The organism is Streptomyces atroolivaceus (assembly GCF_000717025.1).
GTDB lineage: Bacteria > Actinomycetota > Actinomycetes > Streptomycetales > Streptomycetaceae > Streptomyces > Streptomyces atroolivaceus.
In genome coordinates this window covers 228,995-242,230 of the sequence record NZ_JNXG01000006.1, presented here as the reverse complement: position 1 = coordinate 242,230, position 13,236 = coordinate 228,995, and the positions used below count along the sequence as shown (strand labels likewise).

Annotated in this window: 12 protein-coding genes; 3 read left to right on the top strand and 9 right to left on the bottom strand. The window is 69.0% G+C overall.

From position 1 onward, the window contains the following. Window positions 1-51: 51 nt before the first annotated feature. From OO67_RS15710 to OO67_RS15680, 7 genes are all read right to left on the bottom strand, one after another. Window positions 52-807, bottom strand: coding sequence for an SDR family NAD(P)-dependent oxidoreductase (locus OO67_RS15710; RefSeq protein WP_033300662.1), 756 nt, complete (start codon window positions 805-807; stop codon window positions 52-54). Then, window positions 804-1,775, bottom strand: coding sequence for a fumarylacetoacetate hydrolase family protein (locus OO67_RS15705; RefSeq protein ID WP_033300813.1), 972 nt, complete (start codon window positions 1,773-1,775; stop codon window positions 804-806). Before OO67_RS15705 ends, OO67_RS15710 begins: the two co-directional genes overlap by 4 nt. Before the next feature lie 92 nt (window positions 1,776-1,867). Continuing rightward, on the bottom strand, window positions 1,868-2,806 hold the full coding sequence (locus tag OO67_RS15700) for a VOC family protein (protein ID WP_033300661.1): 939 nt from the start codon (window positions 2,804-2,806) through the stop codon (window positions 1,868-1,870). 13 nt (window positions 2,807-2,819) lie between these two features. Next, window positions 2,820-3,824, bottom strand: a complete 1,005-nt coding sequence (locus tag OO67_RS15695) for an amidohydrolase family protein (protein WP_033300659.1) — start codon at window positions 3,822-3,824, stop codon at window positions 2,820-2,822. Next, window positions 3,821-4,951, bottom strand: coding sequence for an FAD-dependent oxidoreductase (locus OO67_RS15690; RefSeq protein ID WP_033300657.1), 1,131 nt, complete (start codon window positions 4,949-4,951; stop codon window positions 3,821-3,823). The genes OO67_RS15695 and OO67_RS15690 overlap by 4 nt, the downstream gene beginning before the upstream one ends. 28 nt (window positions 4,952-4,979) lie before the next feature. Next, window positions 4,980-5,942: a cyclase family protein gene (locus OO67_RS15685; RefSeq protein ID WP_033300655.1), complete on the bottom strand. Its 963-nt coding sequence runs from the start codon at window positions 5,940-5,942 to the stop codon at window positions 4,980-4,982. Further along, complete coding sequence (locus OO67_RS15680) at window positions 5,939-6,937, bottom strand: fumarylacetoacetate hydrolase family protein (protein WP_033300653.1); 999 nt, start codon at window positions 6,935-6,937, stop codon at window positions 5,939-5,941. The genes OO67_RS15685 and OO67_RS15680 overlap by 4 nt, the downstream gene beginning before the upstream one ends. Window positions 6,938-7,065: 128 nt before the next feature. Between OO67_RS15680 and OO67_RS15675 the strand changes: the two genes are divergently transcribed. Together OO67_RS15675 and OO67_RS15670 are read left to right on the top strand one after the other, a co-directional pair. Next, window positions 7,066-7,995 (top strand): LysR family transcriptional regulator, encoded by a 930-nt coding sequence (locus tag OO67_RS15675; RefSeq protein WP_033300652.1) that lies wholly within the window; start codon window positions 7,066-7,068, stop codon window positions 7,993-7,995. Between the two features lie 226 nt (window positions 7,996-8,221). After that, window positions 8,222-9,466 (top strand): MFS transporter, encoded by a 1,245-nt coding sequence (locus tag OO67_RS15670; RefSeq protein WP_051709442.1) that lies wholly within the window; start codon window positions 8,222-8,224, stop codon window positions 9,464-9,466. Window positions 9,467-9,476: 10 nt separating this feature from the next. On the opposite strand, the gene OO67_RS15665 is transcribed toward OO67_RS15670, so the two are convergent. Next, window positions 9,477-10,514: a LacI family DNA-binding transcriptional regulator gene (locus tag OO67_RS15665; protein ID WP_033300651.1), complete on the bottom strand. Its 1,038-nt coding sequence runs from the start codon at window positions 10,512-10,514 to the stop codon at window positions 9,477-9,479. 72 nt (window positions 10,515-10,586) lie between these two features. Then, entirely contained in the window at window positions 10,587-11,657 is a 1,071-nt protein-coding gene (locus tag OO67_RS15660) for a LacI family DNA-binding transcriptional regulator (protein WP_244300211.1), read from the bottom strand. Between the two features lie 233 nt (window positions 11,658-11,890). Here OO67_RS15660 and OO67_RS15655 point away from each other — a divergent pair, with 233 nt between their 5' ends. After that, window positions 11,891-13,207: an ABC transporter substrate-binding protein gene (locus tag OO67_RS15655; RefSeq protein WP_078597939.1), complete on the top strand. Its 1,317-nt coding sequence runs from the start codon at window positions 11,891-11,893 to the stop codon at window positions 13,205-13,207. Window positions 13,208-13,236 lie beyond the last annotated feature (29 nt).

Sequence of the window (13,236 nt, the reverse complement as noted above, 5' to 3'; positions counted from 1 at the left end):
CCTGAGCTCGGGCGGTGCCGGAGATCAGAGCCACCTTGCCTTCGAGCCGTTTCACTCAGCGGCCGCGGGGCGCAGGGCGTCGGAGACGGACTTGACGCCGCCGTGTGCGGTGAGGCCGCCGTCGACGGGGATTTCGGCTCCGGTGATGAACGACGACTGGTCGGACATCAAGAACACCACAAGCGGCGCCACCTCGTCGACGCTTCCGGTGCGCCCCAGGGGGGTTTCGCGGATGTTGGTCTCGCGGAATGCCGGGGTGGCGGAGGCGGTCATCTCGGTCTCGATGTAGCCGGGGTGGACCGTGTTGACACGGATGCCGCGGGGGCCGAGCTCCAGTGCTGCCGTCTTCGACAAGCCACGCAGTGCCCACTTGCTGGTCGTGTACGCGACCGGGTAGTGGGCGGTGAGGGCTGCGGAGGAGCCGACGTTCACGATGGAGGAGCCCGGGGGCATCAGGGGCATGAGGTGCTGGATGCCGAGGAGAGGGCCGGTGACGTTGACCGAGTGGACGCGCGCCATGTCCTCGGGGCGCACGTCGGCGACGCGGGCGCGCCAGGTGATGCCGGCGTTGTTGACCAGACCATGCACCTGCCCGTACGTCTCCCGCAGTTCGGCCGCGAGGTCCGCCCAGTCCTTCTCGCTGGTGACATCCAGGCCGCGGCACCCGTCCACCGGGTCGACATCCGTGGCGATGACGTGGGCGCCCTCCCGGGCGAGGGCGGCGGCCTCGGCTGCACCCTGACCACGGGCCGCGCCGGTGACGACGACCACCTTGCCGAGCAGACCTGTGGTGTGCGGGCCGGTCACGGCCGCTCCCGGTTGCGGCGCCGGCCGGGCGGCAGGGGCAGGGGCCCAGCACCGACGACAACGCTGTTGGTGAGCGTGCCGACGCCCTCGACGGTCAGAGTGACGGTGTCGCCCGGTTGCAAGGGGGGCGGGGTCTGCTTACCGCGGCGGCCCCAGAGCTCGGCGAGGCAGCCGCCGTTACCGCACGTGCCGGAGCCGAGGACGTCGCCCGGGACCACCCGGGTGCCGCGTGAGGCGTAGGCGGTCATCTCCTCGAAGGTCCAGCTCATGTTGGACAGGAGGTCCTCGCCGACGGTCTCACCGTTGACCTTGGCGGTGAGGGCCAGCCGCAGGAAACCTTCGGAGTCGCGGTAGGGCTCCAGCTCGTCCGCGGTGACCAGGTAGGGGCCGAGGGTGGTCGCGGTGTCCTTGCCCTTGCAAGGGCCGAGACCCACCTTCATCTCCGCCGACTGGAGGTCGCGGGCGGACCAGTCGTTGAAGACGGTGTAGCCGACGATGTGGTCACGGGCCCGTTCCGGGGTGAGGTCGCGGCCCTCGCGACCGATGACGGCGGCGACCTCGAGTTCGAAGTCGAGCACTGCGGAGCCGGGCGGCACCGGGACGCCGTCGTGGGGGCCGTAGATCGCGTGGGGGTTGGTGAAGTAGAAGGTCGGTGCCGCGTACCACTGCTCGGGTACACCGGCGACGCCGTCCACCGCGCGGCGCACACCTTCGACGTGCTCCTCGAAGGTGACGAAGTCGCGTACGGACGTGGGCTGGAGTGGCGCCAGCAGCCGGACCTGGGAGACATGGGGGCCGGCCGGTACGTCGAGTGCCGCCGCTCCCGCGGCGAGCAGGCCGGGCAGCCCGTCGGTCTCCGCCAGCAACGTGGTGAGTGAGGTGACCCCGGGCAGGGGGAAGAGGGTGCCGTCCTCTTCCACGACGGCCACCCGGTGGCGGTGCTGATGTTCGTAAGTGGCGAAACGCATGGTGCGGCTCCAGAAGGGGGCGGGGAAGGGCCGCTGCGGCAGTGTGTGTGACACGGCCGCAGCGGCCCCCGACAGGAGAGGAGTGGTCCGGCTCAGACCGGCGGGGCGACGAACACGCCGCGGTCGGGGTCGTTGAAGGACTCCTTGGCGACGAGTTCGTTCATCGCGTTGGCGGTGCCCCACTGGTCGGTGACCTCGGGCTGGGAGAAGTCGTAGACGTGCGGGTGCCAGGTGTCCTCGTCGAGGTTCTCCAGCTCGGTCGTGTACTCCACCGTGTTGCCGTGCGGGTCGAGGAAGTACGTGAAGGTGTTGTCGCCCGCCATGTGCCGTCCGGGCCCCCAGATCTTGCGGAAGCCGGCCCGCATCACCCGGCCGGAGCCGCGCATGTACTCGTCGATGCCCCGCATCTCGAAGGAGACGTGGTGCAGGGCGGTGTGCGGGCCCTGGGCGATGGCCATGGAGTGGTGCTGGTTGCTGATGCGCATGAAGTGCATGACCTCGCCCATGTGGGGTGAGGAGAGCGTGTCGGAGAGGGCGAAGCCGAGGTGGTGCTCGTACCACTGACGGGTGCGGTTCAGGTCGGGGGAGTTGAGGACGACGTGGGAGAGTTTGACCGGGATGGCTTCCTTCTCCTCGATCTTCCGGTGCTGCCGGACCTCGACGTCGGCCGAGACCTCGATGGTGCGGCCGTCGACGTCGAAGAAGCGGAAGCCGTAGCCGCCGCCCGGGGTGTCCACGGCCCCGGGCCGCGAGATCAGCCGGACTCCGCCGGCCAGGAGCCGCTCGGCGAGGGTGTCCACGTCGGCCGGGTTCGCAGCGCCGTAGGAGACGAGGTCGAGCCGCTTCTCCTCCGCCCTGCGCAGCCGTACGACGTACTGCTCGGGGGAGCCCTCGGCGGCCAGGAAGGAGATCCCGGAGTCCTCGCTGACCTTGGTGAGCCCCCAGACGCCGGAGTAGAAGTCGAGCTGCTTCTCGTAGTCCGGCACCGCCAGGTCGACGTGACGCAGATGGGTGAGCAGGCGTGCGCTCATGATGGTTTCCTCCTCAGGTGAGAGTGGGGTCGAGCAGGGCGGCGGCGTTGCCACCGCGTACGGCGTCGAAGTCGGCCGGGGACAGTCCCGCGGCGCGCAGAGCACCGACCGGGTCCTCGGAGCCCATGTCGAAGGGGAAGTCGGAGCCGAGGAGCACACGGTCGGCCCCTGCCACCCGGACCAGCTCCCGCAGGACGTGCGGGTCGTGGACGAGCGAGTCGAAGTACATCCGCCTGAGGTAGCTGCTCGGCAGGTGTGCGCACCCGGCGCCCGCGTCGGAGCGTGCGGACCAGGCGTGGTCGGAGCGGCCGATGTGGGTGGGCAGGTAGCCCCCGCCGTGGGCGGCGACCAGCTTCAGACCGGGGTGCCGGTCGAGCACCCCGGAGAAGATGAGGTGGGAGAGTGCGACGGCGTTCTCGGTGGGCTGGCCGACCGTGTTGGAGAGGTACCACCGGTCCAGGCGTTCGTCGAGCGTGCACCCGAAGGGATGCAGGAAGAGCACCGCTCCGCTCTCCTCCGCCCGGGTCCACAGCGCCTCGTACGCAGGGTCGGACAGCTCACGGCCCGGTGCGTGGCTGGAGATCTCCACACCCAGGAGACCGTTCCCCAGGGCGTCGTCGAGAGCTTCCACCGTCAGCTCCGGGTGCTGGAGCGGTACGAGTCCGAGGCCGCGCAGCCGCTTCGGGGCCGCCGCGCAGTGCGCTGCGGTGGCCTCGTTGGCCAGCCGGTACACCTTCGTGGCCGTCTCCTCGTCGGCCCAGTAGTGGTAGTGCGAGGGGGACGGGCTGACCAGCTGAACGTCGACGCCCTGCTGGTCCATCGCCGCGAGGCGCACGGCGACGTCAGTCAGTTTCGGGATGCGCTCACCCACCATGGGCCCGCTCACCGCGAGAGCCTCGGCGCCGTTGCGTCGGGCGTCCAGAGCTTTTGCCGCATCGTGGCCGGGCCGGCCCGCCACGAGTGCCTCGACCTCGGGAAGCAGGACGTGCGCGTGTACGTCCACGGTCGGGGCGGTCACGGCAGCTCCCGGAGCATCGTCATGGTGCGGCCCATCAGGCCGGGAACATCGGCGTCACGTACGCCGTCCAGCTGCCACTGCCCGATCTGTACGGACGCTTCCACCACCGGCCGGACTCTCGCGATCCGTCGTTCGTAGTACTGCTGGAACAGGGCGTCGTCCCAGGTGTCGGAGCCGGTCAGTATCTGCGTCAGCACCCAGGCGTCCTCCAGGGACAGGGCGGCGCCCTGCGCGAGGGTGGGCGGGCAGCAGTGGGCGGCGTCGCCGACGAGGACCACCCGGCCCCGGTGCCACGAGCCCTCGACCAGCATGCGGTCGAACCACGTGTAGTTGACCTGCGCCGGGTCGGTGATGTGCTCGGTGATCTCCGGCCAGTTGCCGCCGTAGGCGGAGGCCAGGCGTCGCATCTCGTCGGCGTACGACTCCGGGGGGATCGAGGCGCGGTCGCGGTTGGCCTCGACGACGTAGGCGTAGAGCGTGCTGTCGCTGGTGGGGCAGTAGCCGGCGATGAAGGCAGGGCCCCCATAGGCGAGGTCGGTGCGCTCCACGCCGGTCGGGCGGGGGGCGGCGACGCGCCAGATGGCCATGCCGGTCGGCTCGGGCTTCGCCGTGATGCCGATGGCAGCCCGGGTCGTCGAGCCGAGGCCGTCGGCAGCGATCACCAGATCGTAGCGCCCCTCGGAGCCGTCGCTGAAGCGGACGGAGACACCGTGGGCGTCCTGGGCCGTGATCTCGGCGGTGACCCCCAGGCGGACGGACGCGCCGCTGGCGCGCACGGCCTCGATCAGGATGCGCTGCAGCTGTGGCCGCTGCATGCCGACGGTGGCGGGAAGGTCGTCGCCGCCGCTGCGGATGTCGTCCTGCGCGTGCAGGACGGTCCCGTCGGGGGCGGTGATGCCGACTGACCCGAAGCCGAATCCTGAGGCCTCGACCTGCTCCCATACTCCCAGTTCGCGCAGCACGCGTAGGGCGTTGCCCTGGAGGGTGATGCCGGAGCCGGCGGTGGCGTTCCAGTCCTCCTTGGCCTCGATCAGGTTCACGTCGACACCCGCGCGACGCAGGAGAAGGGTCACGGCGTTACCGGCCGCGCCTCCACCGATCACCAGGACCGTACGAGCTTCATTCATGGGGGAACTCCCTTGTTCCTGGCTGGTACTACTTGACGGCGATCGGGTTGATGGGGGAGCCGACCGCGCCGGTGATGGGAAGGGGCGCGGCGGTGAGCCAGAACGCGTACGCGCCGTCGGCGGCACAGTCCGCGGCAAGGGCCTCCAGGTCCCACATCTCCCCGATGAGCAGGCCGATGTTGGGGATGGCGACCTGGTGCAGCGGCTGGAAGGCGACGTCGAACTCGTTGGGCCGTACCTCGAAGCCCCAGGTGTCGGTGGCGATCGCGGCGATCTCGCTGCCGTGCAGCCAGCCCGCGGTGGTGAAGGACAGGCCGGGGGCCGCGCCGCCTGCGTAGTCGCCCCAGCCGTCGCGGCGGGTGCGGGCGAGCTGTCCGGTACGAACCAGCACGATGTCGCCGCGGCCGACAGTCACGCCCTGGGCTCCGGCGGTTGCCGTGAGGTGTTCCTCGGTGATCGCGAAGCCGTCGGGCAGTTCCCCGTCCTCGCCGATCGTGCGGCCGACGTCCAGGAGCACGCCACGTCCGGCGACATGAGGGGCCATGTGCTCGATGCCGGTGACCAGGTCGCCTTCGGAGGTGACCGTCTTCGCCGCGTCCCGGCCGTTCCACGCCTTGCCGTGGTCGAAGATGTGGCCCAGCCCGTCCCACTGCGTCGAGCACTGCAGCGGCATCGCGATGACGTCGTCGGCACCGCCGAGGCCGTGCGGGAAGCCCTGCAGGCCGAGCGCCGCGTCGGTGCCGGTGTCCAGCATGGTGTGCACCGGATTGGTGCGGCGGCGCCAGCCCTTCTGCGGGCCGTCCATGTCGAAACTCTGGGCGAGGGAGAAACTGACGCCCCGGCGGATGAGCGTGGCGGCCTCACGTCGCCTCGCCTCGTCCAGGAAATTGAGGGTGCCCAGCACGTCGTCCGCGCCCCAACGCCCCCAGTTGGAGTACGCCTTGGCGGCCTCGGCGATCGAGCCCTCGGGATCGGTGCGGTCGAGGGTCATGACGCCTCCGCGACACATCGGGTGCGCTGAGCTCCGAGGCCGGTGATGGATCCGTCCATGACATCGCCGTCACGTAGGAGTCGTCCCCAGTGCATGCCGTTGCCGGCCGGGGAGCCGGTGAGCACCAGGTCACCGGGCAGCAGGTGGGCGGTCTGCGAGGCGTAGGAGACCATGCGTGCGACGTCGAAGATCATGTCCTTGGTGGACTCGTCCTGCATGGTCTCGCCGTTCAGTTTCAGCACGAGGCGCAGGTCGTCGGTGTCCCCGACCGTCGCGGCCGGCACGATCCACGGGCCGAGCGGGGTGAATCCCGGGGCGTTCTTGCTGCGGAGCCAGTCGGTGCCGATCTGCGGCATGTCCCGGCGGAAGACGGTCGCCCGGTCGGTCAGGTCGTTGGCGATCGTGTAGCCGGCGACGTGGCTGAGGGCCTCCTCCACGGGCACCTGGTGGGCCGGCCTGCCGATGACCGCCACCAGTTCCAGCTCCCAGTCGGGCTTCTCGGCCCAGGAGGGGAGTACGACATCGTCGTACGGGCCGGTGATCGCGCTCGGCAGGCCGATGAAGACGTAGGGCAGGTCCTCGTCCGCCCGGCGGTCCATGATCTCTGCGGCCTCGGCACGCCGCTCGTCCTCGGAGCGGTCGTCGCCCGGGGCCCGGTGCGCGACATGCAGGTCGATGACGTGCTGCCGGTAGTTGGCGCCGGACTGGAACACCTGACGGGGCTCGACCGGTGCGTGCACCCGGAAGTCCGTCAGTGGCCTTCGCTCCAGAGCACTGTCACCGGCCAGCGCCGTAAGCCGCTCCTCAGCAGTGTCCCAGGTCTCCAGGAGATCACGGATGGCCAGGGACTTGTCACCGAAGGCAGTGCGCAGGTCGATCACCTGGGCGTCCGCCGTGACGAGCGCGGGGAAGGCCGGTCCGTCCGGGTGCGAGAGCGTGGCCAGAGCGAACGGCCCGGCGAACAGCGCGGACGCGGATGCAGATTTCACGAACATGTCCTCCTGATTGCGGTGTGACTAATCTGGACCCAGCACCCGGGATCACGGAAATCGATTCCATGGATGGCCGCCATCCATCAAATTTATTCCTTCCTGGTCGGCGCCTTACCGCAAGGGGAAAAATCGTGAATCTGGCTCGCCTCGACCTCAACCTCGTAGTCGCCCTCCGTGCCTTGCTCGAAGAGCGCAACGTCACCCGCGCCGGGGAGCGCGTCGGGCTCAGTCAGCCCGCGATGAGCGCTTCCCTGGCCCGGTTGCGCCGCCACTTCGGCGACGATCTGCTCGCCCGTGTCGGCGGCCACTACGAACTCACCGCCCTCGGGCAGGTTCTCCTGCACCGCACTTCCACCGCCTATGAAGTGGTGGAACGCCTCTTCGCCAGCCAGGCCGACTTCGACCCGGGGAGCGAGAAGCGCGAGTTCAAACTCGTGGCGTCCGACTACGCTGTCGCCGTCTTCGGCGCCGAACTCGCCCGGGTGGTCCACGAGGAGGCGCCCGGCATCCGGCTGCGCTTCGTCCAGACCCCGCCCACCGTGGTCGACGACACAGCCACGCTGCTGAGCACCACCGACGGTCTGCTCATACCGCACGGCGTGATCAGTGACTTCCCGGCCACCGACCTCTACGAGGACAGCTGGGTTTTCCTCGTCGCGGACGATCACCCGAGCATCGAGGACCGGCTCACCCTCGACGATCTGGGACGACTGCCGTGGGTCACCTACCAGCGGACCTACGACGCCCCCGCCGTGCGCCAGCTCGGCATGCTCGGCATCGAGCCGCACGTGGAAGTTTCCGTGGACAGCTTTCAGCTGTTGCCGCTGCTGGTGGCGGGCACGCGGCGCATCGCCCTGATCCAGGCCCGCCTCGCCCGGCTCCTTGCACCGCTCGCCGCCGTGCACGTGGTGCAGCCGCCCTACGAAGCGGTCCCGCTGCGGGAGGCGATGTGGTGGCACCCGGTGCACACGCACGACGCGGCCCATATCTGGCTGCGTGAAACGACAGCCCGCGTAGGCAGGCGCATGGCTGAGGTGTCAGAGGCGCCGACCGCAGACTGATGAGTGTGCGTCCCTGCGGCCACCGGTGAGACCTGGCGGGGAAACATCGCGTCATCCACGGCTTGGATCGACGTCATCCGAAACTTGGATCGCGTGGGGGGTGGGCAGCGCATCGCCCGAACCGCATAGTCATGGCACATCACGCGCCCATGCGCAGCGACCTCCGACAGCCGGACTCGCCCGCTTCACGGCGCGACCTTCCCGCCTCGCATCCTGGAGTGCCGCCATGCCGGTTTCTGCTGCCCCGACTGTCAGTGAGCGCGACGACCACCCGGTGGTGGGCAGCCTGCCAGCTGCTCTGCTGATGGCCGGCAGTTGTCTGCCCATCCTCGGCGCAGTGCTGCTCGCGCCGGTTCTGCCTCGTATGCAGGACCACTTCGAGGGTGTACCGGGCAACGCGGCGTTGGTCCCCCTGGTGCTGACGGTCCCGGCGCTGTCACTGGCTCTCCTTGCCCCGTTCGCCGGTGTCATCGTCGATCGGCTCGGCCGCAAACGCTTGTTGGTCGTGGCGGCGATCTTGTACACGTTGTTCGGCACGGTGCCGCTGTGGCTGGACTCCCTGCACGGCATCGTGGTCAGCCGCGTGCTGCTGGGGATCGCGGAGGCCGCCATCATGACCTGTTGCACCACCCTGATCGGTGACTACTACACCGGCAAGCTGCGTGACCGCTATTTCGCCCTGCAGACGATGTGCGCGTCGGCATCGGCCACCGTCTTCTTCGTGTTCGGAGGTGTTCTCGGGGCGGTCAGCTGGCGTGCACCCTTCTGGCTGTACGCGGTGGGTCTGCTGCTTGCCCCCGTCATGGCCCGGGTGCTGCCGGCACCGGCGCCCGGCGCCGAGCGCGTGGCAGGGGAGGAGCCCGCCGGGGCCGAGCGTCGGCCCTTTCCCGTGCGCCGGATGGCCGGCCTGTGCCTGCTGACCGTGTTCGGTGCGGTTGTCTTCTACGCCGTCCCTGTGGAGATGTCCTATCTGCTCGACGACTTGGGTGTGGATTCCACCGGCGTCATTGGAGCGGTTACGGCGATCGCCAGCGCCGCCACCGTGGTCGGCTCGCTTGTCTTCACCCGGCTCACCGACCGGCCGCGACGTCGACTGCCGGGACTCTTCTTGTTGTGTGCCGCCGGCTTCCTTGTCATGGGAACCGCCGACAGCCTCCCCTTGTTGATCGTGGGCGCCGTGTTGAACTGCGTCGGGACGGGGCTGCTTCTGCCCTCGCTGCTGACGCTGGCGATGTCCCGGCTCGACTTCGCCGACCGGGGGCGCGGTACCGGACTGTGGACGGCGGCGTTCTTTCTCGGTGAGTTCCTCTGCCCACTGGTCCTCCTGGGTGGTCAGGAGTTTCTGGGCGACCTGGCATCGGCTGTCGGACTACTCGGGCTGGTCACCCTGCTGGTCTCGGCCGCGCTGCTGCCCTTTACGCGCCGTACGACGCAGCGGGAGCTGCATCACCGTGCTCCTGAACAGCCCTGACCGATCCTTGTCACCGCGCCGGCGCGGCCAGGGTCGACCGGCGCACGACCAGTTCCGGCTGCAGTACCACGTGGGCGTGCTCGTGGCCGGCGCCGCGGGTCGTCTCCTCGACGAGCAGACGGCCGGCCCGCCGGCCCATCGCCACGGCAGGCCGTCGCACCGAGGTGAGCGGGACGACGGCGGACGTGGCGAATTCGATGTCGTCGTAGCCGACCACCGCAAGGTCCTCCGGCACCTTCAGCTCGGCTTCGTACAGGGCCTGGAGCACGCCCAGGGCAAGCAGGTCGTTGGCGCAGAAGACGGCGGAGGGGCGGTGGGGGAGCCCGAGGATGCGGTGCCCGGCGTCCTTGCCCGCGCCCACGGTGAGGTCCGCACAGGCGAGTTCCCTCAGGGCTGTGGGCTGGAGCCCCGCTTGGGTGACGGCGTTGACGGCTCCCCTGCGGCGGTCCCGTACCTGCTGGAGGTCGGGCCCGCTGACGTAGGCGATGGAGCGGTGTCCCTGGTCGATCAAGTGGCGTACCGCGGCGTGCCCACCCGCCACATCGTCGATGCCGACGGAGCAGGCGCCGGGCTGGGGGCCGCACTGGTCGGCGACGACGAATGGAACAGCCTTCCGCCGGAAGGCAGCCACTGTGCGCCCGACGGCCTCTCCGGAGGTCAGCACGGCACCTCGGATCCGGTGCGAGGTGATCAGGGAGAGATAGCGCGCCTCCTCTTCGGGATCGCGGGTGCCGATGCAGACCATCACACCGAGGTCGGCCTCGCGGGCGGCCTGTTCCACGCCTACGGCCAGGGCCGTGAAGAACGGGTGAGCCAGATCTGGCACCACCACTGCGAGGACACGGGCCGCCCACCCGTGCAGTTGCCTGGCTCCTTCCGTCCTCACGTAGCCCAACGAGTCGATTACTGCCAGCACGCGGGCTCGTGTGGGCCCAGCCACCAGCTCCGGGCGGTTGAGCACATTGGAAACGGTGCCGAGAGAAACGTCGGCCTCCCGCGCGACATCCTTGATGCCCACTCTGCGGCGTGCGGCATTCTCATGGTCCATCAGGATCCTCTGTACGAGACTTGGTTCGAGAGGCGTCGGAGAGCGCACGGCAGACCCGCTTCCATCCTCGGCCTAACTGCCACTCAGGGCGGCGGTGCTGCCGCGTACCACCAGTCGCGGTGTCATGGAGGTCTGCATGGCCCTGTCGCGTCGGCCTTCCACGCGCTCGATGAGCATGCGGGCGGCGGAGGAGCCCATGGTGTGCCCTGCCTGGTCGACGCTGGTCAGCTGAACGGGGGCCAGAGCGGCCAGGGCCGTGTTGTTGTACCCGGCGAGCGAAAGGTCGTCCGGGATGCTCAGCCCGAGTTCGTGGGCCGCCCGGTAGATGCCCAGAGCCGCGACATCGGCGCCGGTCATGACGGCGGTCGGCCGGCGCTCGGCGGTCAGCAGGGTCATGCCGGCCTTGAAGCCTCCTTCGTCGGAGTACGCGGCGTGGTGAACGCGTACATGCTCGGCGAGGCCGTGCCGCTCCATGGCCGCGCGGTAGCCGTCGGCGAGGACGACCTCCGGTGTGCGTTTCCACTGATTGGCCTTGGTGCCGGGGGCGGAGACCAGGGCGATGTCCTGGTGGCCGAGCGCCACGAGGTGGTCCACCACCAGCTCGGCGCCGGTATCGTCGGCGTCGACAACCGAGTCGTGGGTGTCGGTGCCGTCGTGATGGCCGATGACCACGGTCGGTGTGGCCGTCGCCGTTGCCAGCACCTTGGCGCGCGAGGTCCCCGGCGCGATGAGGATCAGGCCGTCCATCTGGCGGTCGACCATCGAACGGATCGTCTTCGCCTGCTCGTCCGGGTCGAAGCCGGCCGCGCCGATCAGCACCGTGTACTCGCTGGTGCGGAGTTCCTCCTGGATGCCGTCGAGGATGTCTGCGAAGAAGGCGTTGCGGACGTTGTCCAGCAGCACGCCGATCGTGTACGTCCGCCCCCGCATCCCGCGGGCAGCCGCCTGTGGGCGGTAGTCCAGCTCGGCGATGCTGGCCCGCACCCTCTGCTGCATGCCCGGGCTCACGCCGTAGGCGTTGCGCAACACCTTGGACACCGCGGCGACGGACACGCCCGCGTGCCGCGCGACATCGGTGATGGTCACACGCTTGTTCTGCTTCGGTGCGGCGGACCCGCTCATCGTGAGCACTCCGGATTTCATAGGCGTCGGTGTAACGGTCTACATAATGGCGTCTGGATGACGGCAAAGCTACTGTTCCGTGCCTCGGTGTTACAGCTCCGTGTCTTGACGGATCCATCGGTGCGGTGCAGGGTGTTGCTCACTTCGTGGTGGAGAACGTTACACGCAGCCTTCTGTGCGGTCGGACCCGTCTGCCTTTCTCAGCGCCGCTCGCCGTTCCTCGCCCCTCTCTCAAAGACCTTCGGGAGTCTTCCGTGTCCCTTCGCATGCCCCGCGTTCGTCGTGCGCGTCTGAGCCTGTTCACGGCCGGCACCGCCTCACTGGCACTGCTCACCACCGCCTGCGGCGGTGGCGGCGCCGGATCCTCTGCCGCGCCCAAGGAGTTCAGCTACCTGAGCGTCACCGAGAACACCACCGTCAAGACCGCCCTGACCACCATGTCCAAAGGTGCGTGCAAGTCGGCGAACGACGCGCTGCCGCTGAAGGTGGAGACCGTCCCGCAGGCGAGCTTGGACCAGAAGTTGCAGCTGCTCGCCGGCCAGGACGCCCTGCCGGTGCAGTTCGCTGCGGGCAACGCTCCGGCGTTGACGCAGCAGCTGGCGAAGTCGGGCAAGGTCGCCGACCTGGAGCAGGAGCTCAAGTCACTCGGTGTCCTCGACCAGTTGGAGCCTGCCGCCGTCTCCACGATCAAGGCGTTGTACGGCGGCAAGGTCGAGGTGCTGCCGTACGAGTACAACATCGAGGGCATCTTCTACAACAAGAAGCTCTTCCAGGAGAACGGCATAGCCGTGCCGGGCACCTGGGACGAGCTGGTGGCCGGCGCGGCGAAGTTGGACGCCAAGGACATTCAGCCGTTCTCCGCCTCCGGTCAGCAAGGGTGGCCGCTCACCCGCCTGGTAAGCACCTACCTCTACCGCAGCCTGGGCCCCGACGCTCTCCAGAAGGTGGCCGACGGCAAAGCGAAGCTCACTGACCCGGAGTACGTGAAGGCCGCGGAAGAGGTCGCAGCCCTGGGCGAGAAGGGGTACTTCGGCAAGGGTGTCGGTTCGATCGACTACGACACCGCGATGAACCAGTTCCTCAACGGCAAGGCAGCCATGTTCTACATGGGCAGTTGGGCGCTGGCCAACGTCTCCGACGCGAAGCAGAACAAGGTGGGCGCGGAGAACGTCGGCTTCATGCCCTTCCCCGCTGTCGCCGGCGGCAAGGGTTCCATCGACCAGTACCCCTCCAACGTCGGCCTCGGCATCACCCTCGGCGCGAAGTCCTTCGACGAGAAGACCGGCGCATGGGCGTCCTGCATCGCCAAGAACTACGGCAGCACCGCGCTCAAGGACCACGGCTCCATCTCGGGCTTCAAGGTGAACACCGAGGTGAAGGACGCCAACGAGGTCACCACTCAGGTCCGCGACACCATCAGCACGTCCAAGCAGAACGTCCTGTGGTTCGAGGCCCTGTTCAGTACCAAGGCCACCACCGTGAGCCAGACCAACGCCGCCGGCCTGGTGGCCGGGAGCATGAAGCCCGAGCAGTTCATGCAGACCGTCCAGGACGCACTGGCCGCCCAGTGATCAACCGGGGGCGGCCCATCGGCCTCCTC

Coding starts and splice junctions, on each gene's coding strand:
- OO67_RS15705 (WP_033300813.1), bottom strand. CDS start 1,775: ATGCGTTTCGCCACTTACGAACATCAGCACCGCCACCGGGTGGCCGTC.
- OO67_RS15700 (WP_033300661.1), bottom strand. CDS start 2,806: ATGAGCGCACGCCTGCTCACCCATCTGCGTCACGTCGACCTGGCGGTG.
- OO67_RS15690 (WP_033300657.1), bottom strand. CDS start 4,951: ATGAATGAAGCTCGTACGGTCCTGGTGATCGGTGGAGGCGCGGCCGGT.
- OO67_RS15685 (WP_033300655.1), bottom strand. CDS start 5,942: ATGACCCTCGACCGCACCGATCCCGAGGGCTCGATCGCCGAGGCCGCC.
- OO67_RS15680 (WP_033300653.1), bottom strand. CDS start 6,937: ATGTTCGTGAAATCTGCATCCGCGTCCGCGCTGTTCGCCGGGCCGTTC.
- OO67_RS15670 (WP_051709442.1), top strand. CDS start 8,222: ATGCCGGTTTCTGCTGCCCCGACTGTCAGTGAGCGCGACGACCACCCG.
- OO67_RS15665 (WP_033300651.1), bottom strand. CDS start 10,514: ATGGACCATGAGAATGCCGCACGCCGCAGAGTGGGCATCAAGGATGTC.
- OO67_RS15660 (WP_244300211.1), bottom strand. CDS start 11,657: ATGAAATCCGGAGTGCTCACGATGAGCGGGTCCGCCGCACCGAAGCAG.